Source organism: Silvimonas sp. JCM 19000, from assembly GCF_054652575.1.
The window spans coordinates 1-24,486 of sequence record NZ_BAAIHC010000040.1 but is presented as its reverse complement, the minus strand read 5'-3'; the positions used below and the strand labels follow the sequence as shown (position 1 = coordinate 24,486).

General features: G+C 61.4%; 22 protein-coding genes. 13 read left to right on the top strand and 9 right to left on the bottom strand.

Features of this window, described 5'->3' with window-relative positions; genetic code table 11:
* Nucleotides 1-23 precede the first annotated feature (23 nt).
* Nucleotides 24-191: a hypothetical protein gene (locus ACYQ1A_RS20960; protein WP_499365691.1), complete on the top strand. Its 168-nt coding sequence runs from the start codon at nucleotides 24-26 to the stop codon at nucleotides 189-191.
* Between the two features lie 93 nt (nucleotides 192-284).
* Here the strand turns inward: ACYQ1A_RS20960 and ACYQ1A_RS20955 are convergent, their stop codons facing one another.
* Both ACYQ1A_RS20955 and ACYQ1A_RS20950 read right to left on the bottom strand, forming a co-directional pair.
* Nucleotides 285-1,907 (bottom strand): methyl-accepting chemotaxis protein, encoded by a 1,623-nt coding sequence (locus ACYQ1A_RS20955; RefSeq protein ID WP_499365690.1) that lies wholly within the window; start codon nucleotides 1,905-1,907, stop codon nucleotides 285-287.
* A gap of 154 nt (nucleotides 1,908-2,061) precedes the next feature.
* On the bottom strand, nucleotides 2,062-3,318 hold the full coding sequence (locus ACYQ1A_RS20950) for an ABC transporter substrate-binding protein (RefSeq protein WP_499365689.1): 1,257 nt from the start codon (nucleotides 3,316-3,318) through the stop codon (nucleotides 2,062-2,064).
* A 196-nt stretch (nucleotides 3,319-3,514) separates the two neighbouring features.
* On the opposite strand from ACYQ1A_RS20950, the gene ACYQ1A_RS20945 reads away from it, so the two are divergent.
* On the top strand, nucleotides 3,515-4,033 hold the full coding sequence (locus tag ACYQ1A_RS20945) for a PaaI family thioesterase (RefSeq protein WP_499365688.1): 519 nt from the start codon (nucleotides 3,515-3,517) through the stop codon (nucleotides 4,031-4,033).
* On the opposite strand, the gene ACYQ1A_RS20940 is transcribed toward ACYQ1A_RS20945, so the two are convergent.
* Nucleotides 3,960-4,868, bottom strand: a complete 909-nt coding sequence (locus ACYQ1A_RS20940) for a LysR family transcriptional regulator (RefSeq protein WP_499365687.1) — start codon at nucleotides 4,866-4,868, stop codon at nucleotides 3,960-3,962. The two genes, ACYQ1A_RS20945 and ACYQ1A_RS20940, sit on opposite strands and share 74 nt — an antisense overlap.
* A gap of 468 nt (nucleotides 4,869-5,336) precedes the next feature.
* On the opposite strand from ACYQ1A_RS20940, the gene ACYQ1A_RS20935 reads away from it, so the two are divergent.
* Complete coding sequence (locus tag ACYQ1A_RS20935) at nucleotides 5,337-7,811, top strand: type IV pilus assembly protein FimV (RefSeq protein WP_499365686.1); 2,475 nt, start codon at nucleotides 5,337-5,339, stop codon at nucleotides 7,809-7,811.
* Nucleotides 7,812-8,182: 371 nt separating this feature from the next.
* Here the strand turns inward: ACYQ1A_RS20935 and ACYQ1A_RS20930 are convergent, their stop codons facing one another.
* Nucleotides 8,183-9,469, bottom strand: a complete 1,287-nt coding sequence (locus tag ACYQ1A_RS20930; RefSeq protein WP_499365685.1) for a DUF3443 family protein — start codon at nucleotides 9,467-9,469, stop codon at nucleotides 8,183-8,185.
* Nucleotides 9,470-9,485: 16 nt separating this feature from the next.
* Nucleotides 9,486-9,935, bottom strand: a complete 450-nt coding sequence (locus ACYQ1A_RS20925; RefSeq protein WP_499365684.1) for a DUF2844 domain-containing protein — start codon at nucleotides 9,933-9,935, stop codon at nucleotides 9,486-9,488.
* Between the two features lie 485 nt (nucleotides 9,936-10,420).
* Between ACYQ1A_RS20925 and ACYQ1A_RS20920 the strand changes: the two genes are divergently transcribed.
* The 4 genes from ACYQ1A_RS20920 (at nucleotide 10,421) to ACYQ1A_RS20905 (ending at nucleotide 14,206) form a co-directional block, all read left to right on the top strand.
* Complete coding sequence (locus ACYQ1A_RS20920) at nucleotides 10,421-10,675, top strand: hypothetical protein (RefSeq protein ID WP_062225375.1); 255 nt, start codon at nucleotides 10,421-10,423, stop codon at nucleotides 10,673-10,675.
* A 476-nt stretch (nucleotides 10,676-11,151) separates the two neighbouring features.
* Nucleotides 11,152-11,667, top strand: a complete 516-nt coding sequence (locus tag ACYQ1A_RS20915; protein ID WP_499365683.1) for a YaiI/YqxD family protein — start codon at nucleotides 11,152-11,154, stop codon at nucleotides 11,665-11,667.
* Between the two features lie 32 nt (nucleotides 11,668-11,699).
* Nucleotides 11,700-12,398 (top strand): dienelactone hydrolase family protein, encoded by a 699-nt coding sequence (locus ACYQ1A_RS20910; protein WP_499365682.1) that lies wholly within the window; start codon nucleotides 11,700-11,702, stop codon nucleotides 12,396-12,398.
* A gap of 230 nt (nucleotides 12,399-12,628) precedes the next feature.
* On the top strand, nucleotides 12,629-14,206 hold the full coding sequence (locus ACYQ1A_RS20905; RefSeq protein WP_499365681.1) for an energy transducer TonB: 1,578 nt from the start codon (nucleotides 12,629-12,631) through the stop codon (nucleotides 14,204-14,206).
* Between the two features lie 46 nt (nucleotides 14,207-14,252).
* Here ACYQ1A_RS20905 and ACYQ1A_RS20900 read toward each other — a convergent pair whose 3' ends face one another.
* Nucleotides 14,253-15,005 (bottom strand): SDR family NAD(P)-dependent oxidoreductase, encoded by a 753-nt coding sequence (locus ACYQ1A_RS20900; RefSeq protein ID WP_499365680.1) that lies wholly within the window; start codon nucleotides 15,003-15,005, stop codon nucleotides 14,253-14,255.
* A gap of 38 nt (nucleotides 15,006-15,043) precedes the next feature.
* Entirely contained in the window at nucleotides 15,044-16,057 is a 1,014-nt protein-coding gene (locus ACYQ1A_RS20895) for a cation diffusion facilitator family transporter (RefSeq protein ID WP_499365677.1), read from the bottom strand.
* 292 nt (nucleotides 16,058-16,349) lie between these two features.
* Here ACYQ1A_RS20895 and ACYQ1A_RS20890 point away from each other — a divergent pair, with 292 nt between their 5' ends.
* From ACYQ1A_RS20890 to cydX, 5 genes are all read left to right on the top strand, one after another.
* On the top strand, nucleotides 16,350-16,919 hold the full coding sequence (locus tag ACYQ1A_RS20890; RefSeq protein ID WP_499365673.1) for a GbsR/MarR family transcriptional regulator: 570 nt from the start codon (nucleotides 16,350-16,352) through the stop codon (nucleotides 16,917-16,919).
* Nucleotides 16,920-17,126: 207 nt separating this feature from the next.
* The gene (gene cydP / locus ACYQ1A_RS20885) at nucleotides 17,127-17,375 is read left to right on the top strand and encodes a cytochrome oxidase putative small subunit CydP (protein WP_062224740.1); all 249 of its coding nucleotides are present in this window, start codon (nucleotides 17,127-17,129) and stop codon (nucleotides 17,373-17,375) included.
* Nucleotides 17,372-18,967: a cytochrome ubiquinol oxidase subunit I gene (locus tag ACYQ1A_RS20880; protein WP_499365668.1), complete on the top strand. Its 1,596-nt coding sequence runs from the start codon at nucleotides 17,372-17,374 to the stop codon at nucleotides 18,965-18,967. Before cydP ends, ACYQ1A_RS20880 begins: the two co-directional genes overlap by 4 nt.
* Nucleotides 18,968-18,980: 13 nt before the next feature.
* Nucleotides 18,981-20,105 (top strand): cytochrome d ubiquinol oxidase subunit II, encoded by a 1,125-nt coding sequence (gene cydB / locus ACYQ1A_RS20875; RefSeq protein ID WP_499365664.1) that lies wholly within the window; start codon nucleotides 18,981-18,983, stop codon nucleotides 20,103-20,105.
* A gap of 18 nt (nucleotides 20,106-20,123) precedes the next feature.
* A complete protein-coding gene (gene cydX, locus ACYQ1A_RS20870; protein ID WP_062224739.1) occupies nucleotides 20,124-20,285 on the top strand; it encodes a cytochrome bd-I oxidase subunit CydX in 162 nt (53 codons plus the stop codon).
* Here cydX and ACYQ1A_RS20865 read toward each other — a convergent pair.
* The gene (locus tag ACYQ1A_RS20865) at nucleotides 20,282-20,893 is read right to left on the bottom strand and encodes a hypothetical protein (protein WP_499365659.1); all 612 of its coding nucleotides are present in this window, start codon (nucleotides 20,891-20,893) and stop codon (nucleotides 20,282-20,284) included. The two genes, cydX and ACYQ1A_RS20865, sit on opposite strands and share 4 nt — an antisense overlap.
* Before the next feature lie 190 nt (nucleotides 20,894-21,083).
* Nucleotides 21,084-21,611, bottom strand: a complete 528-nt coding sequence (gene ppa, locus ACYQ1A_RS20860) for an inorganic diphosphatase (protein WP_062225317.1) — start codon at nucleotides 21,609-21,611, stop codon at nucleotides 21,084-21,086.
* Nucleotides 21,612-21,807: 196 nt separating this feature from the next.
* Between ppa and ACYQ1A_RS20855 the strand changes: the two genes are divergently transcribed.
* Nucleotides 21,808-24,483, top strand: a complete 2,676-nt coding sequence (locus ACYQ1A_RS20855; RefSeq protein WP_499365652.1) for a bifunctional acetate--CoA ligase family protein/GNAT family N-acetyltransferase — start codon at nucleotides 21,808-21,810, stop codon at nucleotides 24,481-24,483.
* The last annotated feature ends 3 nt before the right edge of the window (nucleotides 24,484-24,486 follow it).

Sequence of the window (24,486 nt, the reverse complement as noted above, 5' to 3'; positions counted from 1 at the left end):
GCCTTTAGATGCGGAATTCCGCGATGATCTGGCGCGCGTTCACGGCCATATCGTTGACCGCAGAAGCCTGGGTAGCGGCGGTGCTGGTCGACGCGCCGTTGCTGCACGACGACCTGCGCAACCACCGCGCCTGCCGCGTCGTATTCGATGCCCTGGTCACTGGCCTGCGCGAATATGCCGCTTCCGCATAGGGTGGGTCATGACCCACCGCTCAAAGCCGATTGCCAAGTACCCATACCTTGGCATGCCACATTGAATGGTGGGTCTTGACCCACCCTATGCCTTTAGATGCGGAATTCCGCGATGATCTGACGCGCGTTCACGGCCATATCGTTGACCACAGACGCCTGGGTGGCGGCGGTGCTGGTCGACGCGCCGTTGCGTTCGCTGGTCTCGGCCAGGTGTTCGACGTTGTTGGCGATGGCATCGTTAGCGCTGCTTTGCTCGGATACCGAATTCGCCACCTCACCCATCGCGCTGACGATCTGCGCGCTGGCTTGATGCAGCTGGCGCACCAGTTCACCCGCGTCGCTGGCCTGCACGCGGCATTCATCCACGCGGCTGACCACGGTCTGCATCTGGCCTACCACCACGCCCACGCTTTGCTGGATACGCTCGATGGTCTGGCGGATCTGCCCGGTGGAGCGGGTAGTGTGTTCGGCCAGTTTGCGCACTTCGTCGGCCACCACGGCAAAGCCGCGGCCATGTTCCCCGGCGCGCGCGGCTTCAATCGCGGCGTTGAGCGCCAACAGATTGGTCTGCTGCGCCAGCGACTGGATGACATCTGCCACGGTCGAAATCTCGCTTGAATGCTGGCCCAGCGCGTTTACGTCGCCAGAGGCGCTGCCCACCAGCCCGGCCACCCCGGTAATCGATTCGGCCGTGCGTTCAAACAATTCGCTACTACGCGCCGTATGCGCGCCGGCTTCCTGGCTAAGCGCATGCGCTTGCTGCGCCTGGTCGGCGGTGTGCGCCAGGCTGACCGCAATTTCTTCTACCGCAGCGGCGATACTGCCGGTGTGCTGGTTGTGTTGCGCGGCGTTATCAGCCAACTGCCCAGCCGCACCGTCAAGCTGGCGGGCGCTGTCGGCCAGGCCGTTCGAGACCACGCTCAAACGTTGCAAAGCATGCTGGATATGCGCCAGACACTCATTCAGTGCCTTACCCAGGCGGCCGATTTCATCGCGGCCGCTGGCGTCGACGCGCACGGTAAAGTCACTGTCGCGCGTCAACGATTCAACCTGGCGCGTCACCTGCGCCAGCGGGTTGATCACGCTGCGGGTGGTCAGCAAAAAGAAACCGATCAGCCCCACCACAATCGCGGTACACATGCCGCCAATGCCGATATACAGCTGATGCTGCGCCAGGCTATGCGCGTCGGTTTCGATGGCACTGGCATCAGTGCCGATGCGGGCTACGGCCTTGGTCAGCAGCGTGGTGGGGGCGCGGTCGATGCCGGCTACGGCGTGGTCGCCCGCAGTGGAATCAAAGCCCGCTTGTTCAAACGCGGCGGAACCTTTGCGATAGCCTTCGCCCAGCGTTTTATGCGCGTCGGCAAACTGGCGCATCAGATCGGCGGCTTCGCCCGGTGGCAGCTCTTGCGCCAGGTGCGCGGCGGCTTGCTGCACGGCGGCTTCCTGCTTCTGGAAGGCGCCCCAATGCTTGGCGCGCAAAGCCGGATCACGACCGCGCAATAAATAGTCTTTCCATTCCTGCACCTGAATCTTGAACTGTACCTGCATGCTCAAGACTTCGACCTGCGCCTGCTGCAACGCTTGCACATCGACGGCGTAACGCTGGATCCCGGTTTGCATGCCGGCCAGGCCTATAAAGGCAGCGGCGGTGAGCAGCGCGGCCGCAAACAGATAAGACAGCAGGATTTTGGTGCGGACGCTTTGCATACCCATGGGAATATTCCTGGTGCGAGGTTAGCCACGGTTATATCTCGTCAGCCGTAACCTTACAACCGGGAACATTCCTGGGTTGCGCGCAAAGGCGGTCGTGCATAGGGGGGAACTCGGCGTCCCCGTCCAGACCCCTCCCTATGCGGCAAGGCAAGGTTTATTTCGCTGCGGCCACCAACTGCGCGGCAGCCTGCGCGGGCGTCATGCTGTCGGTGGTCCAGAACCGGGTCAGCACCTGCACCATCGCGTTCTTGGTGCTGGCTTTAACCGCCATATCGTGAGCAAACGAGGGCAGCAGCGTGCCTTTCTTGTCGTCGGCTTCAAAGTCACGCGCGGATTGCTTGCCGCAGGCGTCAAAGCGGCTCATGTCGGAACCCAGCTTCACCGGGATCGAGCCTTTGTCCAGATTGAACTGCTGCTGAAAGCGCGCGCTCAACAGGATTTCGGCCAGATCGGCTTGCGCTTTGGCGGCTTCGGGGTGGCTCTTGAAGAACACAAAGCTATCGATATTAAAGGTGTAGGCATCGGTGGTGCCCGGCGCGGGCACGCACATAAAATCTTTGCCCGGCACTTTGCCCGCCGCGAGGAATTCGCCCTTGGCCCAGTCGCCCATAAACTGCATCGCGGCTTTGCCAGTAATGACCATGCTGGTGGCGATATTCCAGTCGCGGCCGCCTGCGTTGTTGTCGGTGTAAGGCTTGATGCGCCGCCAGGTTTCCAGCGCTTTGAGCATGGTCGGGCTCTTAAGCGCCGCAGGATCACGCTCGACCAGCGCCTTGCGATAAAAATCAGCACCGCCCACGCCCAGCACCACGGTTTCGAACACGGTGGCGTCTTGCCACGGTTGCTGACCGTAGGCCACGGCGGTGATGCCGGCTTTTTTCAGCGCGGCGGCGGTCGCAAAGAATTCATCCCAGGTGGTGGGCGTTTTGGCGTTGACCTTGTTCAGCAAATCCTGGTTGACCCACAACCAGTTGACCCGGTGTACGTTGACCGGCGCCGCCACATAATGGCCCTGGTATTTCATGACGGTCTGCACCACTTGCGGCAGCGTCTGGTCCCAATGATCGCGTAGCGCCACGCTGTCTACATCTGCGGTCAGGCCGCGCTGCGCCCAGTACTGGATGGCCGGGCCTTTGGATTGCGCCACATCCGGCAGCGCCCCGGCCGTGGCCATGGTGTTGAGCGTGGTAATGGCGGCATCGGCGCCGCCTGGAATCAGAAAATCTTTCCAGTGGTCGCCTTTCTCTTGCAGCGCGGTCTTGAGCGCGGTGGCGGCTTTGGCTTCACCGCCTGAGGCCCACCAGTGCAGAACTTGCAAATCGGCCGCCATGGCCGGGCTGGCCAGCAACAGCAGCGCGGCCGGGCCGCTCCGCCGTAGCGCGCTTGAATACACCCCTCGGAATAGCTTCATAATGATTGCCTCCACAGATCGTACAAAAAGTTATCGTTTTATTTCTGTGGGGCCACTTTATTGAAGCGCTGACCGGCATCCCCATGAGGTATTCACCTGCTTGCCCGGATTAGCAAACACTGATCAACAGCACTGCGCTGGTGCATTTATCCATAATGCGCACGCGCGCTGTGCAATCGCTGACTGATGAGACTCGATGCAAACCACGCCCCTGGCCGCACCCGGCCCCGACGCCGCTGAACTTGAACAACGCTGGCAGCAGCAAGGTTTTACGCTATGGCCGTCCGCCGGGCAGTTTGTGCCAGCGATTGCACGGGTGTTTGCGCAACGGATTGAAGGCGGGGTTTTGTTCCGCTGGCTGGCTACGCCCGCGCACTGCAATGGTGGCGGCATTGTGCACGGTGGCATGCTCAGCACGCTGGCCGATACCTGGTTGGCCAATAACGTGCTGGCGCAATTGCCAGCAGAGCGCCGCATGGTGACCACCAATCTGGCTGTGGATTTTTTGCGGCCAGTCTGGCCCGGGCAGGTGCTGGAGTGCGCCATCGACCGGGTCAAGATCGGCTCGCGCTTGTGCCATATCTCTGGCGTGTTGCTGGTGGAGCAAGAAGCGGTGGTGGCCATGCGCGCCACCTTTGCGCTTATTCCGCCGACGGGGCTGGCCGCTCCGGTGGCTGAATCTGCGGCGCCAGCAGCGCGCTCACCCAATCAATAAATACGCGTACGCGCGGGGCCAGATGGCGGCCGTGCGGATACAGCACCGACACCGGCAGCGCGGGCGGTGGAAAATCCGGCAGCACTTCTACCAGCTCGCCGCGCTGGATTTCTTTGAGCAGGCCGGCACGGGGCACTTGAATCATGCCCAGCCCGGCCTGACAACAGGCCAGATAAGCCTGCGCGCTGCTGACGGCAACGCGTGTCGGCACCGCCAGCGTATGCACCTGACCGTCGCGCAGATATTCCCAGTCCGCATCGCGGCCATTGCGCGTTTGATAACCCACCGCAAAATGCGCCGGGAGTTCATCCAGCGTGCGCGGCGCGCCGTAAGTATCTATATAAGAGGGCGCGGCGTAATTGCCTTGCGGATATTCGCCCAGTCGCCGCGCCACCAACGTGGAGTCATGCAGCTGGCCGACGCGCACCACGCAATCAATGCCCGCCTCAAACAGATCGGCAAAACGATCCGAGGCGCCGACGATGACGCGCAGATCCGGATATTGCTGTAGAAAGTCGGGCAGGGCGGGGATGACGGTGAGCAAGGCCATGCGCTCGGGTAAATCAACCTTGATCGTGCCGCGCGGCCCGGTATGGGCGCTCTGGAACATGGCTTCGCTGGCATCAAATTCGCGCAGCACGGCCTGACATTGCGCCAGATAGGCCGTGCCTTCACGCGTCAGGCTCACCTTGCGCGTGGTGCGCTGAAACAAACGCACGCGCAGGCGCGTTTCGAGTTCTTGTACCGCGTTGCTGACACTGGGGCGCGGCAGTTGCAGTTGTTCGGCAGCGCGGCTAAAGCTGCCCAGTTCGGCCACTCGTGTAAAGATACGCATGGCTTGCAATCGGTCCATCGGCGTGCCTTATATTTAGTGCTGTGTGGTTTATGCAGGGCGGGCGCTGACTTCATCGCCCGCATTCTTGTGTGCTGGCTTACCCAGGCACGGGCAGCCGCGTTACCCACGGCTACAATGCAACAACGTGCTGCGTGGCAAAACCGTGTCAGGATTCGCTAAACTGCACGCAGCGAGTGTCATCGGCTCAGTCTGGCCGATGGATTACGCGAATTGCATTGTCATGATAGCGAGGACAGTGCCGCGCATGAAAGCATGCTGTCAATATATTGCTGACAAAAAATGCCAACAACGCGGATGCTTTCCTTATAATCGCAACAAGTCAGCGGCAGGAAAACGACGTGTCGGCCGCACCGGCACACTATGACGGACGTGCAAACATCTGTGTTTCCGCAACCGTTTGCATCCTGCCAGGCTGTTTACAAATTGTCGGATGAGGCGAAGCCTTTCTTGATCAAACTGAAATTTCGGTTCGCACTCCTGAACGGGCTGGCCGGTGGCTGGCTGTATCTCGTCTGTGCCGCCCCGGCACAGGGCGCGACGCTAGGCGCACTGCAGCTACGCTCTGCGTTGGGCGAAAGACTGGACGCGTCCATCCCCGTGACGATGGTCGATGGCGAGAACATCGCGAGCAATTGCTTTCAGCTGGTCGCCGCCGCGGATGACGGCATGACCACCTTGCGCAATGCGCGGCTGGTGTTCGACGCCCAGAGCGCAACACGCGGCACGCTGCAGATCCGCTCCGCCGAGTCGCTGCTGGAACCGCTGGTGGCGCTGGCCGTCAGGCTGCAATGCCCCGGCGAAAGCGCGGCCAATTTCCAGCGCGAATACCAGATCATGCTCGACCCGCGGGATAGCTTGCCCGCAAGCAGTCTGGCGCAGGCCAGTACGGCTAACCCGCCGACCACCGCGCCGGCGTCTGCGCGCCGCAGCCGCACCGCAGACACGGTGCGCGATAACGCCAACGACGACGGCACCAGCAGCAGCGTAACGCCGCCCAAACGTAAACCGCGCCGCGTGCAAGAAGGCGCGGGTTACAGCGCGCCGCTACGCGCATCCGGGGCACGTCTCAATCTACAAGCAGTGCCGCCGGGCAATGTGGCGACCAACCGCGGCGCGATGCCTCAATTGGTGCTGCGCTTGTCCGAAGCACAATTGCCGCCGTCGGCCCTGGTGCCGTTAAGCCCGGCGGACGCCGCAAAAAAACGTCAGGAACTGGCGGCGGTGACGCAAGACCAGGGCAATCAGCTGGCGCAAATGGAAACTCGCCTGGCTGAACTGAATGCCCGCATCCTTAGCCTGCAGGCGCAGCTGAATGGCGCCAGTGCGCCCGCTGCTGCGGCGCTGGCGGCCGGGGCAAGCAGCAATCCAGCCGCGGGCGCCGCCAGCGATACCCCAGGCGCCAGCGTGCTCCCAGGCGGTCTTGCCGCCAGCGCAGCCGGAGCCAATGCATCGGCGGCTGCGAGCACTGCGCACGCCGCGCCTGCGGCTGTTCGCCGTCACGCACCGCCCCAGGCGCCCACCGTGGTGGACGAAGGCATCAGCTGGTGGTGGTGGCTGTTACTCCCGGTGGCGGTCATTGCCTTGCTGGCGGCGCTGTTCTATTGGCGTTCGCGCCGACAATGGCGCCACCTGGCGGACGAGGAAGAACTCGATGAGGGCATGGTACAGAACACCATCTGGCCCGAACCCAAGCTACGTAGCGCTACGCCCGCACCGCTTGCTGATGGCGAAACCGCGCACGGTGCCGCGCCGGTCATCCCGGCCGTCGCCGCCGCCACCGCGGCGTTAGCGGCGCAAGACTGGCACGGCGAAGCGGATGTCAGCGTGGTGCAACCGGACAATGTCTCGGAAGAAGCACAACTGCTGATGGACCACGGCTTGCCCGAGCACGCCATCAGCCTGCTGACGCAAGAAGTGGATCAGCGCCCCAATTCGCTGGCGCTGTGGATGAAGCTGTTTGAGGCCTATCGCATGACAGGCCAGAAAGAAGAATTTCAGGAACGCGCGCTCGGCTTTGGCATGCAGTTCGCCAGCGATAGCCTATGGCAACAAGTGCAGCAAATCGGCCGCACCCTCGATCCGTCCAACCCGCTGTATCAAAGCGTGGATGATCCGGATGGCAGCAACCGCGCCGATGCTGCGGCAGTACCGCATATCCCCGAGCATCTGATTCCGCATGACACCAGCGCCTTTGATCCGATGCCGGCGCTCGACCCGGATGCGCCGTTGGTGCTGGAGCACACGCTGCCGGATGTGACCGACGCCAGCAATGTGATGCAGACCAATCCCGTGACGCCGGTGAACGATAGCATCGAGTTTGTCTACACCTCGGCCGAAGAAGCCGCCGCCAGCGTTGCATCCACGCCGCCCGGCAACGACGTCGCGCTGATCGGCGAGCCGCTTGAGTTCGACCTGAACCCGACGGATCTGCCAGCTGGCCTGAATGCGCCGGAACTGGTCTTTGAAGAACTGCCCGCAGCAAGCCCGGCCGCAGCGCAACCGTCCGCCGCCCCTGAGCTGGAAGACCCGTTTGCCCTGTTGCTGGCCGAAGCCGCGCCCATCACCACGCCGGAGCAAGCGCTGGCCATGCTGGACGAAATTGCCCCGCTGCCCGCCGCAGACGAAGTGTTTGACGCCGCGCCAGTCATGGACGCGGAAGACGGCGCGGAGACGATCGAGCTGGCTCCGCCGGCGTTACAGACCGACGACGAGCTTGATCTGAAACCGCCTATGCCCCCGGTCGCGCCCGCAGAGGTGGGTTGGCAGTCGAATGATCCGGCCATGCAGAAGATCGCCGCGATGCTGGAAAAGGGCGAGACCGATGCGGCGTTCCGCGCCTTGGAGGAGTTGCTGTATACCGGGAATGGGGAACAGCGGCAGCAGGCGTTGAAGTGGTTAGAGCGTCTCTACCCCAAAAAATAACTTTGGGAGAGGGGGGCGCTGCAGCACGGTTATTTTGCGTCCCGGCGGTGCTCGCAATCCTCACGTACTGAATGTACGCTGCGGTTGCTGTGCTCCGGCGGTACGCAAACTAACCGCACTGCAGCGCCCCCGACACAGCTTTGTTGATACCGCGAGGCGCTTCGCTGTCGCGGGGCCAGGGCCAAAGCCAAACCAAAAGCCGAGGGCGTGGGGTGATGAATTGGGCTTTATAGGGTGGGTCGAGACCCACCGTTCAAAGTCGCCGGAGCGGGGCTTTACTGCCCGCGGTCCGTTGTGATTTGTGGTACAGACAGCAATAAAAAGGGGTGAGCCGTGGCTCACCCCTTTTTTATTGCTGTTGCGTCTGGCGCTTAAAACGCCACGTAGGGTCCGGTGCCGGCGCTGGTGCTGGCGCCTTCAAGTGCGCTGAAGACCCAGCGGCCGTAGAAAAACGGCATGCCGAGGTCGATGCTGTTGGCGATGGCGGAGTTCACCGTGCCTATGTTGTTGAAGGCGTGCAGGCTGCTGTCGGCCACCAGGGTTTGCGTGTTGCCGATGCTGATGCTGGCCGTGGTGCTGGTGGATTGCGTGGCGCTGTAGACGGTCAGGCCCAGTGTTTGCTCTGCACTGGGGCAGTAGTAGCCGCTAAGGCTGCTGCTCGAACACTGGGTGATGCTGATGGCGCTGGGCAAAAAGTACAGATTGCTGCCGCTATCGATAAAGCTGTAGGCGTAGGTGTTGCCATTGTACGCCATGGGCGTGTACGAGCCGGTCGCGTCGAGGGCTTTTTCGCTGACGATGGCGTTGTTGCTTTGCGTGCCTATGCCAAAAATCAGCGCCCCGGTCACGCTACTAGCGCCGCCACTGCCGATCGCGGGGAAAGCAAGCGCAACGCCGTTGTTGTCGGTGCTGAAATAAGAAACCGGGTTAGCAATCTGGCTGCTGGTAGCCAGCAGAGTGCTGCGGCAATCGCTCGGTGTGACGCATACGTAATACAGCGAGCCAGAGGCGCTGGTGGCGCAGCTGCTGCCGCAATCCTGCACCTGCGGCGCCACGCCCAGCACGCCGTTGGCGCCGAGCGTGGCGACGGTGTTTTCGTTGATGCCTACGCCCGAGCAACTGCTGGGCACGGTCGAATCGGGATAGCTGGAATCACCGATCACCTGGATCGGCATATTGCTGGCGGTCTCGCCGCTGATGGTCAGATCGACGCGTTTGACCGGGCCCCAGATATCGCCGTCGGCAAAGTTGAGGCATGACACCAATACGCCGCTGCCACTGGCGCTGGTAATACGTTGTACCGGCAGATTGCCGTTAAGCGTGCCCATGGCGCTGGCGACCAGGCGCAGGCCGGTGGACGCGGTGTCAACCAGCACATGGTCGATGGTGGCGCAGGTGGTGGAGGACGGCAGGCATACGGTGACGGTGACGTAGGGCACGTTGACCGTCTGCGTGGTGGCTTGCACTTCGGACGGGCCTGCGTCGACCACCAGGGTGGCCACATTGTTGGCGGCGGCGGGGAGCGCGCGGCTGCCGGTCGCGGGCGTGGGGGTGGGCGTAGTGTCGCTCAGGCTGCTGCCAACGACGCCGTCACAGCCGCTCAGTAATACGCCAAGGCCGAACAGGCCCACGATCAGCGCAATCATTAGTTGTCGCATGGGGTTCTCCGTTCGCTTACTGGATGTCTTGGGTGTTCACGCCGCTCGGCAGCTGTGCCGGCAGCCAGGCACGGCCGATAAACGCACGCGGGCGGCCGCCCGACTGCACCACGATCTGGTCGTTGCTGACCAGGGTATTGCTGCGGCCGGTATGCGGCGCGCGCGTGGCGCTCTGGATCTGGTCGTAATACTGGCCCAGTTGCGTACGCAAATCCGGCACGCGGGGGCCTTGCCACGCCAGGGCGAACACGATGCCGGAGGCGTTGATATATTCGCGCAAATGCGTGCCGCTACTGTCGACTGATTCCTGCACGGTGTAAGCCGTTGAGGTGGCCGCCTTGGCCGCAGCGACCAGGTTGCTGGCGGGAATGGTATTGGGGGCTCCGCCCAGCACGGCAAAGGCCGGGCAGGGGGCCAGGATCGCTGTGGCGATCAGACTGGCCAGAGCAGAACGTGCGGTCAGCATGGTTGTTCTCCGCAAACGGGCTGGGGCAAGCTGCTGGGCAACTTGCAGTATTGGGCAGGGGTGCTCGGAATATAGCTGACGCCGCTGTGGGCTGTGCACTGTGACAGGGCGAATGCGAGGTTTTTTGCGCCATCCTGGTACCAGCCGGGCTGTGCGCACACACCTTACAATGTTCCTGTCGAAGGGCAAGCTGTGGCGTTTTTGTCGTCAGACGAATGGCAGCTTATCGATAGTCGCGGGAGAAATCCAATGCTTCTGCGGGATAGCGGCGCATTAACTTTTGCTCATATTTGTAGTTTTACTACCGTTCGGCGGCAACGATTTCATGGCGTTTTATGACGGGAACGGTCCGTGCTAATTTCCCCTCTGCTGCATCACGCAGCACGAAATTACCGGCGGGCGGGGTGCAGGAATTCTGTAACAACTCGCGCCTAATCTGGACGGCAAGCGATGTTGGATCGCGCCTTGAGCAGGAGTCTACTTCCATGAGCAAGATCACTTTGAAAGCGATTGATACCCTTGAAAGCGACGGCCACGGCATTCGGCTGGAATCCGTTGAATCGGCACTGGATTACGTGTTTGAACGGTTTGAGTCCGACACCGCACAGAACAAGGAAATCTGGGCTGTGACCTACAACGCGCTGGCGGAGGCTGCTGATTCGGGCGCGCCTGCAGCGATTGAGGCGGCGCGTGAGCGGTTGGTGCAGACCATCGGCCACTTCCAACGCGTCGCCGCTTAGGCTGTTGGGCGACTGCAGCACGGCCATCTTGCATCCCGGCGGTGCTCGCGATGCTCATGGGCATTAAGCCCACTCCGCTCGCTGTGCTCCGGCGGTATGCAAGCTGACCGCACTGCAGCCGCCCCGAGGCATTGTTGGACACCGTCTGTTGGGCCAGGTGTGGTGGCTGAAGGCTTGGGCTATGGGACGACTACAGCCGCACCGAGGCATTGTTGGACACCGTCTGTTGGGCCAGGGGTGGTGGCTGAAGGCTTGGGCTGTGGGACGAGTGCAGCGGCCCCGAGGCGTTGCTGGACACCGTCTGTTGGGCCACGGTGGTGGCTGAAGGCGGGCTGTTGATGCCAGGGCGGGATTGCGGTCGGCTAGGCGCGTTGTTGGCGCTGTCTCTGTTTTTTGCTGGCTTGCCGGAAGGCGGGTTGGGCTGACTATCTTTTGTCAGGCGCGAGGCGGGTGATGAACTGGCTATAATTCCGCGCATGACTGAATCCATTGCAACTGCAACTTCCCCCGCGTCGCCCACCATCTGGGTTGATGCCGACGCGTGTCCGCGTCCCGTCAAAGAAATGCTGTTCCGTGCGGCGCAACGCACGCAGACGCCGACCGTTCTGGTCGCCAATCAATTATTGAGTGTTCCGGCCTCGCCTTACTTGCGTGCTGTGCAAGTACCGGGCGGCTTTGATGTGGCCGATGCCGAGATCGTGGCCCGGGTGCGGCCCGGCGATCTGGTGATTACTGCGGATATTCCCCTGGCGGCGCAAGCGATCGAGAAAGGCGCGGCTGTGCTTGATCCGCGCGGCGAGCGCCTGAGTGCTGCCAATATCGGTGAGCGTCTGAACCTGCGTGATTTTATGCAGGGCCTGCGTGATAGCGGAGTGGCCACGGGTGGGCCGGCGGCTTTGTCGGCCGCAGATAAACAAGCGTTTGGTCGGGAACTGGACCGCTGGTTGTCAGCCAAAGCGCGTAGCACTTCGTTGCCATTACGCAACGCATAAAACCAACCAACAAACATCTGCAGGAGCAACTCATGAACGCAAGCTGGATCGATATCCAGAGTACCAATGGCGACAGCTATTCCGGTTATCTGTCGCTGCCCCCGCGCGGCACGGGCCCGGGCCTGGTGCTTATTCAGGAAATCTGGGGCGTGAACGAACACATCCGCACCGTGGCGGACCAGTACGCGCTGGATGGCTTTGTGGTGCTGGCGCCGGACGTGTTCTGGCGGCAAGAACCGCGCGTCAATCTGGCGTATGACGAAGCGGGCACCAAGCGCGCATTTGAATTGATGAATGGCCTCGATGGCGACAAAGCCGTGGAGGATCTGGTCGGGGCGGTCAACGCCTTGCGCAGCCGTGATGACGTGAGCGGCTCGGTGGCGACGCTGGGTTTCTGCATAGGCGGGCGCTTGTCCTTCCAGACTGCGGTGGCGGGCGACGTGGATGCGGCGGTGTGCTATTACCCCGGCGGCATCCAGAACGTGATCGGCCAGGCCGATAAGACTGACACGCCACTGCTGTTCAACTTTGCCGGCAAAGACCACATGATCACGCAAGAAGTGCGTGATGCGGTGGCGGCCAAAGTGGCCGAGCGCGACAACGTTGAAATCTATCTCTACCCCGATAGCGACCATGGCTTTAATCGCTGGGCGGGCGCGCCGTGGAATCTGCACGACGCCATGCTGGCGCGTGGTCGCGTGTTGCAATTCCTGGCACACAACGCGCTGTAACCGGACGAGTTTTACCGGGCTTGTGCAACGCCGGCCTTGTGCCGGCGTTGTTGCATTTGCAAGTACCAGCGCCCACGCGGACCGTCGCATCGATTGGGTTTGACCAGACCGGCCCGACGCTGCTGTAATCTGGCTCGCCACACGGGCCGCATCTGCTCGGCCGACAACGACAAGAGCGATCAACCTCATTGAATAGACAGCAACGGTTATGGGCGGCATTGATCTGGGCGGTGCTTTTGCATCTGGCCCTGCTGCTGATCCCGGTCACGTTTAAACGCGATGCGGCAGATGCCGACAGCGCGCCGTTGACCATCGTGCTGAATAACGTGGTGCCGCCGCCCGAGCTGCCCACACCGGCACCGAGCGATGCGCAGGATGCGCAACTGCAGACGATTACGCCGGTGCCCACCGCGCAGCCCACCCCCACGCCGCCGCCGCGCCCGGCCCATCACGCGCATCGGTCTAAAGTGGCAGTGAGCAAAACGCTGCCAGCACCGCCCGAAGACGTACCGACGCCAGCACCGGTGCTGAGCGAACATGTAGAAAATCAGGCCGAAATCCATGAGATACCGCGCAGCGCATTGAAGCCGGCGACGGTGGCCTCTGAGCCCGATGCTGAAACAGCCAGCGACGTCGCGGCTGCGGTAACGCCCACACCGACGCCGACACCGACACCGACACCGACACCGACACCGACACCGACACCGACACCGACGCCGACACCGACACCGACGCCAACGCCAACGCCGACGCCAACGCCAACGCCAACGCCGACGCCGACACCGACACCGACACCGACACCGACACCGACGCCGACGCCGCGTCCAACACCAGCACCAACGCCAGCGCCGACGCCAATGCCGCGTCCGTCGCCGACACCTACATTAGTGGCAAGCCCACGCCCAACGCCGGTGGCTACGCCCAAACCCACGCCGCTGCCCACTCCGGCCCCAACGCCGCTTGCCTCGCCCAGGCCCGTTCCGCTAATTACCGCCGCGCCTGCGCCCGTCGCGACGGCCGTGCCCGCGCCGACCGTTGTGCCAACGCCGCTGGCCACACCGCGCCCCGCGACACCCGCGCCATCGCCCATCCCGGCCCCCAGCGCCGTGCCCGCGCCGCCAGCGAACGTCACGCCCGCACCGATCAAGCCCAACGCCGCCGTCACGCCAGCGCCGTCCAGCACGGATATCCAGATGGCACAGCCGTTCCCGTCAGCCCCAGCCGGTGCGACCGCTAATAACGCGGGGAACGTCGCCGCAAACAAAGTCGGCGGTAACAGCAACGGCAAAGGCAAAGCGGGCAAGGGCGGCAATAATGCGGCAGGCAATAACGGCAACGGAAAAGAAAAGGGAGGTGGCAACAATGGCGCGTCGGCTCAGGAAGCGCCGCCGCCGCTGGTAACGCGTATGGCCGACCTGACCCCCGCGATCAAACTGCCGCCGCCCTTGCCCCCGGCCGCGAACAATCTGGATGATCCGCAATGGCGCTTTGTCTACGATAACTGGGCCAATGGCATCCGCCAGAAAGCGCGCCATATGGGCGAGATGCTGTCGCCGCGCGATGCCAACGACAAAGCCTTGTATGGCAGCGTGCGCTTGCGGCTGATCTTTGATCCGTTTGGCGCTTTGCTCGACGCAACCGTGGTGGATGGCTCTGGCGATCCGCAATTTGATCGCGCGGTGGTCAACTTCGTGAAGCTGGGCTCACCGTACGGCCCGGTGCCACCGCCTTTGCTGGTCAAGGGCCAAGTGACGCTGATCCAGACTTTCACCCACGTCAAAGGCGGTAATGCGCTCGAACTGCGCTAAGGCGTAGACAGGGGTGGGTCTTCACCCACCCCCCGTGTTCCCGGGCTTACTTGCGGTCGCGATCGATCGCCAGCGCCGCGAACGATTGGCGCACCGGCATGATTTCGATGGTGTTGACGTTGACACGGTCGGGGCGCGAGGCAATCCAGAAAATCGCATCGGCGATATCGTCCGGTGTGAGCGGCTCGGTGCCTTCGTACACCTTGGCCGCACGCGCATCGTCGCCATTGAAGCGCACATTCGAGAACGCGGTGCCGCCCACCATGCCCGGTTCCACATCGGTTACCCGTACGCGCGTACCGGCCAGATCAGCACGCAAGTTCAGCGAAAACTGGCGGACAAACGCCTTGGTCGCGCCATACACATTGCCGCCCGGATAAGGCCAGCGCCCGGCCACTGAGCCCAGGTTGACCACCAGGCCGCGATTGCGCTCGACCAGCCCGGGCAATACCGCACGCGTAACGTAGAGCAGGCCTTTGATATTGATGTCGACCATCTGCTCCCATTCGTCCAGGTTGGCGCGCTGCGCCGGTTCCAGGCCCAAAGCCAGGCCAGCGTTATTGACCAGCACCTCAATGGCTTGCCATTGCGGCGGCAACGCCGCCACGGCGGCGACGACCGCGGCGTTATCGCCCACATCAAGCGGCAGCGGCAGCACTTTGCCCGGATATTGCTGTGCCAGTGCGTGCAGTGCGTCGGTGCTACGGGCTGCGGCGATCACCTGATGGCCTTCGCTGACAAAGCGATGCACCACCGAGGCGCCTATGCCGCCGCTCGCGCCTGTAACCAGAACTATCATGGGTTTCTCCTGTGTAAGTCGGTTTTATAGCCGGGTAATCAATGAACGTGCTGCGCGGGCGCCGGTGTACATCCGGCGGCATCCACACCCGCTACACCGCCTTCATTGCGGTGATAGCGTTCGATGCAATCGTCCATTTCAATCTGCACGGTGACATGGTCCACCTGGAAAGACTCGCGCAGCCGCGCCTGGATTGCGCCCACCACGGCGGCCGCGTCAGTACCAGGCGGCACGGCGGCATGCAGCGTCACCATGAAATGCTCGGCCGTCATAGACCACGCATGCACGTGGTGGACGTCGCTGACTCCGCTGATATGCGCTTCCAGATCAAGCTTGATGTCGTTGAGTTTGATATGTGACGGCGTGCCTTCCAGCAGGATATGCGCGCTCTCGCGCACGATGCCCCAGGCGCTTTTGAGCACCAGCGCGGCAACTAGGATGGACAGCAAGGGGTCGATCGGCATAAAGCCGGTGTAGCGGATGACCAGCGCGGCAATGATGGCGGCCACCGAGCCGAGCATATCGCCCATCACATGCAACCAGGCGCTACGCATATTCAGGTTTTCGCGGCTGCCGCCATTCAGCACGTAGAAGGCGGCAATATTGGCCGCCAGACCCGCCACGGCCACCCACAGCATGGTGCCGGACAGGATTTGCACCGGCCGGGCAAAGCGGATGACGGCTTCGATGGTGATCCAGCCAGCAATGACAAACAGCGCGATGCCATTGACGAAAGCGGCGAGGATTTCCAGGCGTTTGTAGCCAAACGACAGCTTGCTGTTGGCCGGACGTTGGCCGATGCGCAAAGCCAGCCAGCTGAACCCGAGGGCGGCCGAATCCGAGACCATATGCGCGGCGTCGGCCAACAAAGCCAGCGAGCCCGACCAAAGGCCGCCGATCACTTCGATCAGCATGAAGGCGGCGATGATCCAGAACGCCCACGCAATGCGGCGGGCATCGGTCACGCCGTGCGCGTGGTTATGCAGACCGCCGTGATGATGGTGATCGTGGCCGCCATGGCCCGCGTGATCGTGTCCGGCATGGTCGTGCACGCTGCTGTGCGCGTGTGATTGCGCCGGGCTATGTACAGCGCCATGGTCATGATCGCAGCCAGGGCCATGATCGTGAGTGGCGTCTTTAGGAACTGTCCTATATCGCGAGGGTGTATTCATCAGGATTCTCATGCTCTTCGGCCGCTGCGGCTGGCCACGTATCAGTATGTTAACTGGCGGCGTGGCGAGCGTCGCGCACAGCGCCTAGCAAAATTCGCCACGCAATATATTGCGCGAGATCAAACTCAGTTTTACAATTTTCAGTAATTACTGAAAATTCGGGAAATTCCAAATGCAACTAACCCCTTTGGCCGAGCGCTTTGTGCTGCACTTTGGTGAGATGGGCAGCCGCTGGGGCGTCAATCGTACGGTAGGGCAGATCTATGCGCTGTTATTTATTTCGCCGCATCCGCTCAACGCCGACGAGATCGGCGAAACGCTGGCGTTTTCGCGTTCCAACGTCAGCATGGGGCTAAAGGAACTGCAATCGTGGCGCTTGTGCAAGATGACCCACCAGCCGGGTGATCGGCGCGAGTATTTTGAAGCACCCAAAGACGTCTGGGAAATCTTCCGCACGCTGGCGGAAGAAAAAAAGAAACGCGAAATCGATCCCACCCTGAGTATGTTGCGCGACGCCATGCTGGCCGCGCCCGCCCATGCCGACGACAAATATGCGCAAGAGCGCATGCAGGAAATGCACGAGCTGATTGAACTGGCCACCGGCTGGTTTAACGACATTCACCGCCTGAGCCCGGAGACGCTGGAAAACCTGATGCGCCTGGGCTCCAAAGTGCAAAAAGTGCTCGGCTTTGCCGACCGATTGCGCGGCGGCGACCAGCCGGACAAGCCCGATGCCGCCTGAATAAGCTGAGCCCCGGCATACCGCTTGAACGCGGGGACGCCGCATAGGGTGGGTCAAGACCCACCACCCAAAGCCATCAAAAAATACCTGGATCGCACTTCTGATCAGCGGCTTTGTGTAGTGGGTCTTGACCCACCCTATGAGAAACAGCGCCGCCGCCGCCGCCGGGAGGCAATCCCTTCCATCTGACTGAACTGGAGATGCGCCATGCGCACGCTCAAGGCCCTTGCTCGTCCGAAAATCAGCCGCTTCCGGTTTGCCCTGGAGCTCAGCGCCGTCGTCGCCCTTAAAGCTGCGCTGTTGTATTGGGCGTGGAGCGTCTGGTTCAGCCATCCCCTGGCGCCGCATATGCAGATGTCTCCGGCGCTGGTGCGCCAACAATTACTCGGCACGCCGCTAACCGCGCGCGCGTCCGGCCCTGCGTCTCTTTCTGCTTTATCTGGAGAACCACAATGATCCCTGCTGCTGATGTGGTGGAACTGTCACGCTTGCAATTCGGGCTGACCGCCATGTTCCACTTTTTGTTTGTTCCGCTCACGCTTGGCCTGAGCTGGATCCTGGTCATTTGCGAATCGGTCTACGTCATGACCGGACAGCAAATCTACAAAGACATGACCCGGTTCTGGGGCAAGTTATTCGGCATCAATTTTGCAATGGGCATTACCACCGGCATTACGCTGGAATTCCAGTTCGGCACCAACTGGGCGTATTACTCCCATTACGTCGGCGACATCTTTGGCGTGCCCCTGGCCATCGAAGGCATGATGGCGTTTTTTCTGGAAAGCACCTTTGTCGGGCTGTTTTTCTTTGGCTGGGACAGGCTGTCGCGCAAGCAGCATTTGCTGGTCACATTTCTGGTGGCGCTGGGTTCCAATCTATCGGCCCTATGGATACTGATCGCCAACGGCTGGATGCAGAACCCGGTGGGCGCTGAATTCAATTACGTCACCATGCGCATGGAATTGACCAGCATCGGCCAGGTCTTTTTCAACCCGGTGGCGCAGGCCAAGTTTGTGCATACGGTGGCCGCCGGTTATGTGGCGGCGTCGATGTTCGTGCTGGGCGTGTCGTCGTGGTATTTGCTCAAGGCGCGCGATACCGGCTTTGCCATCCGCTCGTTTGCGGTGGCAGCGGGCTTTGGCCTGGCCTCGGTCTGCTCGGTCATCGTGCTGGGGGATGAATCGGGTTACACCACGGGCGAAGTGCAGAAAGTAAAGCTGGCCGCCATTGAAGCCGAATGGGACACCGCACCCGCACCGGCACCGTTTACCGCCATCGGCATTCCCAACCAGAAAGAACAGCGCACTGATTACGCGATCAAGATCCCGTATGTGCTGGGGATGATTTCGACGCGTTCGGTGGATCAGCCAGTGACCGGCATCAAGGATTTGCGGCTGGAACATGAGGCGCGCATCCGCCACGGCATGACCGCCTACGCCGCCTTGCTCAAGCTGCAAGCGGGCGACACTTCGCCTGCGGTCAGAGCGCAGTTTGCAGCCGCTAAACAAGACCTCGGCTTTGCGCTGCTGCTTAAAAAATATACGCCCGCCGTGCTGGATGCCAGCGAGGCGCAAATCAAAGCGGCCGCGGGCGACACCATCCCGCAAGTGCTGCCTTTGTTTTTGACTTTCCGCTTGATGGTGGGATTGGGCTTTCTGTTTCTATTTATCTTTGCCGCCTCGTTCTACTTTCTGGCGCGGCGCAATCTGGCGCCGCAACGCTGGCTGCTGCGGCTGATTGTGTGGTCGATTCCGCTGCCTTGGGTGGCAATCGAAACCGGTTGGTTTGTCGCTGAATATGGCCGCCAGCCGTGGACCATCTCCGGCATCTTGCCGACGCATTTGTCCGCCTCGGCGCTCGATGCCAGCCAGTTGCATTTCAGCATGTGGGGACTGTTGGCGATTTATTCCGGGCTGTTCGTGATCGAAATGTTCTTGATGCTCAAGTACATCCGCCTCGGCCCGGCGTCACTGCAGACCGGTCGCTATTTTGGCGAGACTGCCAACGATACCTCGGCACTGCCCGCGCAGACCGCCGCCAGCCACTAAAGGACGCGCCATCATGTTCGATTACGAAACACTCAAATTAATCTGGTGGGGCCTGGTTGGCGTCTTGCTGATCGGCTTTGCGCTCACCGGCGGCTTTGATCTGGGCGTCGGCGCTTTGTTGCCGTGGATGGGCCGCAGTGACGAAGAACGCGGCGCCGTGGTCGAAAGCATTGTCGGCACCTGGGAAGGCAATCAGACCTGGTTGATTACCGCGGGCGGCGCGCTGTTTGCAGCGTGGCCCCTGGTGTATGCGGCGGCGTTTTCCACGCTGTATGGCGCGCTGATGTTGATGTTGTTTGCGCTGTTCTTGCGTCCGGTGGGCTTTGACTATCGTGACAAGCTTAAAGACCTGCGCTGGCGCAAAGCCTGGGACATCGGCCTGTGCATCGGTGGCGCCGTGCCCGCGCTGATCATGGGTGTGGCCTTTGGCAATCTGTTTACCGGCATCGCTTTTGCGCTCGATAACACCGTGCGCGTGAGCTATGGCGGCGCGTTTATCGATTTGCTGAACCCGTTTGCGCTGTTCTGCGGCGTGGTTTGCCTGTCGATGTTGCTGATGCATGGTGCCGCGTTTCTGCATCTGCGTACTGAGGGCGCCATCCAGTTCCGCGCCCGCCGCGCTGTCATCATCGCAGGCGTGCTTACTGCGCTGCTGTTTGCCCTGGGTGGCGTCTGGCTGACGCAACGCAACGGACTGACCTTGCTGCAGGTGGGCGACGTCAACACCGCGTTGCGGCCGGGCGACAAAACCGTGGGCACGCTGGCGGCAGGCTGGTTGCACAACTACACCTTGTATCCGCACACGCTTGCGCTGCCGGTGCTGGGTATTGTTGCCGCCTTGTTGAGCGCGCTGGGCGCGTGGCGGCGTTGGGGCTGGGCCACCTTGCTGGCGAGTGGCACCGCGGTCAGCGCCATCATTGTTACTGCGGGTTGGTCGCTGTTCCCGTTTGTGCTGCCGTCGTCGATCAGCCCGGCCTCCAGCCTGACGCTGTGGGACGCCGTATCCAGCCAGCGCACCTTGGGCATCATGCTGATTGTGGTGATTATCTTTATGCCGCTGATCATGCTGTATACCACCTGGGTCTACCGCGTCATGCGTGGCCCGATCCGTGTCAGCCAGCCTGGCGCTGGCTATTAAGACCAAAGGAGAACAACGATGTGGTACTTCACCTGGATTTTGGGATTAGGCCTGGCGCTGGCTTTTGGCATCATCAATGTAATGTGGCTGGAAAGCCATTACGCCTTCGGCACGCGCAGCGCCGATGCCACGCGCGAGCGCTTTGAGCGCTACCGCGATCGCAAACGTCAGCGCGGCTAGATACCCACCAGCGTGCGCACCGCCAGCACATAGCGATCAATTTGTTCTGGCGGTTTACGCGACTGGCGCAGGCTCATATTCCAACGGCCAATCACGCGTTTAAGGCTGGCGGCGTCTTTGATGCCTTCAATTTCCAGGATCAACTGGCGCGCCATCAAACCAAGAAACTGGTTGGCACTTTCCACCATCAATACTTGCGCTTGCAGAATCATTTGCGGGTCTATCATCGCTTCGGCGGTGGGTTCGACCACGTCGTGGATGTCGACCTCTTCCACCTCGAGCACCACCTCGCTGGCCGGTGCGCGGTCCGTGGGCGGGGCGGCGGGCTGCAGGGTGGCAGGGCCGCGCACAGGGGCGGGCACCGCTGGCTGGGCCGCCTTGGGTGTAGCGGCGCGTTGCTCAATAAAACCCTGAGCCTGCAGTTCAATCAGCAGCGCATCGGCATCCAGGCCCAGCAGCATGTCACGCAGGGCCAGCGCCGCTTTCTGGCCATCGACCAGAATCAGCGCGCGCCGCAGGCGTGATGCCAGGCCGAATGTGCGCTCGTTGATTTCTTGCTGGCCCTTGCTGGTTTTGACGAATACGACGTCACTGATATTGACTGACATGTCCACCACGCGCCCCCCCGGACTGTGCTTTGCGTGGGAGGCTAGCGGACGCGTGTTACCGCTATATGACTATCTGCTGATAAACCGATGCACGAAAAAAAAGCCCTTCCAGAAGGAAGGGCCTTGTTTGACCGGGCGGTCAGTGTTGCGCTGCAATACAAACCGCGCCGGGTCTGGCTTTGCCGGACGCTTAGCCTTCGGCGCGCTTGATACCGGCCAGAATTTCCGCATGCGCGGCTTCTTTATCCGCCCAGCCTTGCACCTTGACCCACTTGCCCGCTTCCAGATCTTTGTAGTGTTCAAAGAAGTGCTTGATCTGTGCCAGCAGCAGGGCGGGCAGATCTTCCAGCTTCTGGATGTCTTTGGTCATCTGGCACAGCTTGTCGACCGGAACGGCGACCAGCTTGGCATCGATACCGGATTCGTCTTCCATTTGCAGCATGCCGATGGCACGGCAGCGCACTACCGAAGCCGGCAGCAACGGGAAGGGGGTGTAAACCAGCGCATCAACCGGGTCGCCATCTTCCGCCAGCGTGTGCGGGATATAACCGTAGTTGAGCGGATAGAACATGCAGGTGCCCATAAAACGGTCTACGAACACGGCGCCGGATTCTTTGTCGTGTTCATATTTGATCGGCGCGGCGTTGGCCGGGATTTCGATGATGACGTGAAAATCGTTCGGCACGTCTTTGCCAACGGCAATCTTGCTGATATCCATGGGGTTAGTCCTGACTGTTCAGTGAAGAATGGCGTGATTATAACGATGCTCACGCCGGTGTCCACGCTGACAACCAGGTGTATATAGTAGCGTTGCCGTGCGGCGGCATGATTCCTGCTTCTGCCCGGTGCCGCAATCCGCCGGCATGACCTGACCAACGCGCAAGCGGCCCGATGCCGCATGCTGCAAGGCGCATATGAAACAACATTATCTGGCTACGCTGTTTGATCCCGCTTCGATTGCCGTGATTGGTGCCTCCGACACCGAGGGCGCGGTGGGCAAAACAGTATTTGGCAATCTGCTGGAAGGTGGTTATACCGGGCAGTTGTTTGCCATCAACCTGCGCCATGCCAGCGTGATGGGCCGCAGCGCAGTACGGCATATCAGCCAGATCGACACCCCGATAGACCTGGCCGTGATCACCACGCCATCACGCACGCTGATCGAGGTGGTGACTGAATGCGGCAAGCACGGTGTGAAAGCAGTGGCGGTGATGTCCTGCGATTTTGTCGGCACCGAACAACGCGCAGGTCAGTTGCTGGAACGGCTGCACGCCTTGTGCAAGCAATACCATATGCGGCTGTTGGGGCCGACGGTGTTCGGCTTCCAGCGCCCGGTCAGCAAGCTCAATAGTGGCAATTACGTCGGCCAGGTCAAGCCCGGCAATATGGCGTTGATTTCGCAATCATCCTCGGTGACTTCGGCGATTCTGGATTGGGCGGAAACCCAGGATATCGGTTTCTCCTCGGTGATCTCGCTGGGTTCCGCGGTCGATGTGGATGTGGGCGAATCGCTGGACTACCTGGTCAGCGACCCCAAAACCCACAGCATCCTGCTGTATATCGAAGACATCCAGGATGCGCGCATTTTTATGTCGGCCCTGCGCGCAGCGGCGCGCTCCAAGCCGGTGATGGTGCTCAAGGTGGGCCGTTATGATGATCCGGTGGCCCTGGCGCGCACGCATTCCGAACGTTTGATCGGCCGCGATAATGTGTTTGACGTTGCCTTGCGCCGCGCCGGTGTGCTGCGCCTGCGTTCGATCAATCAGTTGTTTATTGCGGCGCGCGTGCTCACCGGCAATGTACGTACGCGCGGCCGGCGGCTGGCGGTGATTACCAATGGCATTGGCGCCGGCATGATGGCGGTGGATCGCGCGCGTGATCTGCATATACAGTTGCCGCGCCTCACCGACAGCACCATTGCGCGGCTCGACAGCCTGCTGCCACCGCAATCCAGTCACGACAATCCCATCGATATTCTCGGCAATGCCGACGCCGCTCGCTTTGCCGATACCACGGCGGCGGTGCTGGCGGACGCCAATATCGATGGCGTGCTGGTGGTGTTTACCCCGCAGGTGGGCACCGATCATCTGGCCACGGCGGAGGCCATGATTGCGCTGCGCAAATCCACCGACAAGCCCTTGTTGCTGGCGTGGATTGGGGGCAAGAAAGTGGAGAGCAGTCGCAAACTGCTGGCGCGCCACAAGATGGCGCACTTCACCACCTCCGAGCATGCGGTGGAAGTGTTTTACTCGCTGGCAAGCTGGCAGTACGCGCAGCAATTGCTGCTGCAAACGCCGGGGCCGCTGGGAGAGTGGGAAGCGCCTGATCTGGAATCGGCCCGCATGATTATCGACAACGCGCTGTCGCACGGCCGTAAGGCGCTGGATGAGCTGGAATCCAAGGCCATCCTGCGCGCCTTCCGCATCCCGGTCACCACCACGGTGCGCGCCACCACGCCCGACGAAGCCGTCAATGCCGCCATGGGCATGGGCCTGCCGGTGGTACTCAAGATCGACGCGGAAGGCGTGACGCACAAAACCGATATTGATGGCGTGGTGTTAGGGCTGAACACGCTGATGGCGGTGGCGACCGAAGCCAACCGCATGTTGTCCCGCGCGCGCGAGCGTCTGGGCGACAAGCTGCGTGGCCTGACCGTGCAGCCCATGGTGACGCGCAAATACGGGCGCGAATTAATGGTGGGCGTGGCACATGACTCGGCCTTTGGCCCGGTGATCAGCTTTGGCGCGGGCGGTATTGCGGTCGAAGTGTTCAACGATCTGGCCGTCGGCTTGCCCCCGCTGAATGAATATCTGGCAGAAAACCTGATCCGGCGCACGCGCGTTAAAAACATGCTGGGCGAATTCCGCAATCAACCCGCAGTCGATATTGAAGCGGTCAAATCGGTGCTGTTGCGGGTGTCGGAAATGGTGTGCGAGCTGCCGCAAATCGAACAGCTCGATATCAACCCGCTGATTGCCGATGAGAATGGCGTGATCGCGCTGGACGCACGCATTATCCTGGCGCCGCAACCGGAAAAAGCCGGTCGCTATAGCCATATGGCCATCCACCCGTACCCGGCGCATCTGGTACAGGAAACCCGGCTGAAGAACGGCATGCCGATGACCATCCGCCCGATCCGGCCGGAAGACGCCGAAATGATCACGCAGTTTGTGGAACGGCTGTCGGAAGAGACGCGCTACAACCGTTATATGAGCACGCTTAAATCGCTGTCGCAGGTGCAGTTGGTGCGCTTTACCCAGATCGATTACGCACGCGAGATGGCGCTGGTCTCGACCGTCATTAGCGGGGCGGGCGAGATTATTGTGGCGGTGGCGCGATTTGTGGTGAATATCGATTCGGACAGCTGCGAATTCGCCATCGTGATCGACGATCAATGGCAGGGCAAAGGCCTGGGCGTGCGGCTGATGGAGCGGTTGTTTGCGGCAGCGCGTGATATGGGCTTGTCGGCCGTGGAAGGCGAGGTGCTGGCCAGCAACAGCAATATGCTCGGGTTTATGCGGCGACTGGGCTTCGAAATCAAAACCCACCCCGAAGACGAAGGCCTCAAATGGGGCGTTAAAAAGCTCTGAAGC

What these genes read in the sequence shown, in the direction of transcription:
- ACYQ1A_RS20960 (WP_499365691.1), top strand. Translation starts at nt 24, where the DNA reads ATGATCTGGCGCGCGTTCACGGCCATATCGTTGACCGCAGAAGCCTGG.
- ACYQ1A_RS20955 (WP_499365690.1), bottom strand. Translation starts at nt 1,907, where the DNA reads ATGGGTATGCAAAGCGTCCGCACCAAAATCCTGCTGTCTTATCTGTTT.
- ACYQ1A_RS20950 (WP_499365689.1), bottom strand. Translation starts at nt 3,318, where the DNA reads ATGAAGCTATTCCGAGGGGTGTATTCAAGCGCGCTACGGCGGAGCGGC.
- ACYQ1A_RS20945 (WP_499365688.1), top strand. Translation starts at nt 3,515, where the DNA reads ATGCAAACCACGCCCCTGGCCGCACCCGGCCCCGACGCCGCTGAACTT.
- ACYQ1A_RS20940 (WP_499365687.1), bottom strand. Translation starts at nt 4,868, where the DNA reads ATGCGTATCTTTACACGAGTGGCCGAACTGGGCAGCTTTAGCCGCGCT.
- ACYQ1A_RS20930 (WP_499365685.1), bottom strand. Translation starts at nt 9,469, where the DNA reads ATGCGACAACTAATGATTGCGCTGATCGTGGGCCTGTTCGGCCTTGGC.
- ACYQ1A_RS20925 (WP_499365684.1), bottom strand. Translation starts at nt 9,935, where the DNA reads ATGCTGACCGCACGTTCTGCTCTGGCCAGTCTGATCGCCACAGCGATC.
- ACYQ1A_RS20920 (WP_062225375.1), top strand. Translation starts at nt 10,421, where the DNA reads ATGAGCAAGATCACTTTGAAAGCGATTGATACCCTTGAAAGCGACGGC.
- ACYQ1A_RS20915 (WP_499365683.1), top strand. Translation starts at nt 11,152, where the DNA reads ATGACTGAATCCATTGCAACTGCAACTTCCCCCGCGTCGCCCACCATC.
- ACYQ1A_RS20910 (WP_499365682.1), top strand. Translation starts at nt 11,700, where the DNA reads ATGAACGCAAGCTGGATCGATATCCAGAGTACCAATGGCGACAGCTAT.
- ACYQ1A_RS20900 (WP_499365680.1), bottom strand. Translation starts at nt 15,005, where the DNA reads ATGATAGTTCTGGTTACAGGCGCGAGCGGCGGCATAGGCGCCTCGGTG.
- ACYQ1A_RS20890 (WP_499365673.1), top strand. Translation starts at nt 16,350, where the DNA reads ATGCAACTAACCCCTTTGGCCGAGCGCTTTGTGCTGCACTTTGGTGAG.
- cydP (WP_062224740.1), top strand. Translation starts at nt 17,127, where the DNA reads ATGCGCACGCTCAAGGCCCTTGCTCGTCCGAAAATCAGCCGCTTCCGG.
- ACYQ1A_RS20880 (WP_499365668.1), top strand. Translation starts at nt 17,372, where the DNA reads ATGATCCCTGCTGCTGATGTGGTGGAACTGTCACGCTTGCAATTCGGG.
- cydB (WP_499365664.1), top strand. Translation starts at nt 18,981, where the DNA reads ATGTTCGATTACGAAACACTCAAATTAATCTGGTGGGGCCTGGTTGGC.
- cydX (WP_062224739.1), top strand. Translation starts at nt 20,124, where the DNA reads ATGTGGTACTTCACCTGGATTTTGGGATTAGGCCTGGCGCTGGCTTTT.
- ACYQ1A_RS20865 (WP_499365659.1), bottom strand. Translation starts at nt 20,893, where the DNA reads ATGTCAGTCAATATCAGTGACGTCGTATTCGTCAAAACCAGCAAGGGC.
- ppa (WP_062225317.1), bottom strand. Translation starts at nt 21,611, where the DNA reads ATGGATATCAGCAAGATTGCCGTTGGCAAAGACGTGCCGAACGATTTT.
- ACYQ1A_RS20855 (WP_499365652.1), top strand. Translation starts at nt 21,808, where the DNA reads ATGAAACAACATTATCTGGCTACGCTGTTTGATCCCGCTTCGATTGCC.